This window comes from Tessaracoccus sp. OS52 (genome assembly GCF_020687685.1).
GTDB lineage: Bacteria > Actinomycetota > Actinomycetes > Propionibacteriales > Propionibacteriaceae > Arachnia.
The window spans coordinates 1-1,435 of the sequence record NZ_JAJEWM010000011.1 but is presented as its reverse complement, the minus strand read 5'-3'; the positions used below and the strand labels follow the sequence as shown (position 1 = coordinate 1,435).

Annotated in this window: 1 protein-coding gene; it reads left to right on the top strand. The window is 67.5% G+C overall.

Annotation, left to right across the window (positions count from 1 at the left end; genetic code table 11):
- Positions 1–109: 109 nt before the first annotated feature.
- Positions 110–1,429, top strand: coding sequence for an ISL3 family transposase (locus tag LKO27_RS15040; RefSeq protein WP_227738335.1), 1,320 nt, complete (start codon positions 110–112; stop codon positions 1,427–1,429).
- Positions 1,430–1,435: the final 6 nt, after the last annotated feature.

Genomic DNA, 1,435 nt, shown 5'->3' with positions numbered 1-1,435 from the left:
GGCTCTTCACAAAGCAGGGTGTAGTGGGTTCGGCGCGTCGTTGAGGGGGTAGGGGTCGAGGCCTCCCGATGATGGAAGTTCTCACACTGCCCATCTGGAAGACCTCGACGTGCCTGATGTTACCGCCGGTGCTGGCTACGACTGCCCTGACCTGACCACCTTCTGCCGACTCGACGAGCTTGGCCTCGAGGCCGTCGGGCAACGACTGGAACCCGACCGCGCGGTCCTCGCCTGCCGGGTCGTGGAACCTGACAAGTGGTGCCGACGCTGCGGCTGCGAAGGAACGGCGCGGGGAACAGTGAAGCGGCGGTTGGCACACGAGCCGCTCGGTTGGCGCCCCACCGTGCTCGAGGTCAGAATCCGCCGCTACCGGTGCACGGGTTGCGGACATGTGTGGCGTCAGGACACCACCCAGGCGGCCGAACCCAGAGCGAAGCTGTCACGCCGTGGGCTGCGGTGGGCGCTGGAGGGGATCGTGATGGCCCACCTCACCATCGCCCGCGTCGCCGAAGGGCTCGGGGTGTCGTGGAACACAGCCAACGACGCCGTGCTGGCCGAGGGCAGCCGGGTCCTGATCAACGACCCCGACCGCTTCAACGGCGTCCGGGTCGTTGGCGTCGATGAGCACGTGTGGCGCCACACCCGCCGCGGGGACAAGTACGTCACCGTGGTCATTGACCTCACCCCAGTGAGGGAGGGCACCGGCCCCGCCCGGCTGCTGGACATGGTGCCCGGCCGCTCGAAGCAGGCGTTCAAACAATGGCTCGCCGACCGCGACGACGCGTGGCGCCGGGCGGTGGAGGTGGTTGCGATGGACGGGTTCACCGGATTCAAGACCGCAGCCAGCGAAGAGGTTCCCGACGCGGTCGCCGTGATGGACCCGTTCCACGTCGTGCGCCTGGCCGGCGACGCGCTCGACAGGTGTCGCCGCCGGGTCCAGCAGGAACTCCACGGGCACCGCGGCCGCACCGGGGACCCGCTCTACCGCGCCAGACGCACCCTCCACACCGGAACCGATCTGCTCACCGAGAAACAAGCAGCGCGTCTCCGCGCCCTGTTCAACGGCGATGACCACGTCGAGGTCGAAGCCACCTGGGGCATCTACCAACGCATGATCAGCGCCTACCGCGAACCCGACCGCACCAAGGGCCGCCACCTCATGGAGCAGCTCATCGAGGCACTCAGCAGCGGGATCCCCGCTGCCCTAGAAGAAGTCGCAACGCTGGGAAGGACGTTGAAGAAACGCGCCGAGGATGTCCTGGCCTACTTCGACCGGCCCGGCACCTCGAACGGCCCAACCGAAGCCATCAACGGGAGACTCGAACACCTACGCGGCTCCGCCCTCGGGTTCCGCAACCTCACCAACTACATCGCCAGATCCCTACTCGAGACCGGCGGCTTCAGACCCCACCTACACCCTCGATTGTGAAGAGCC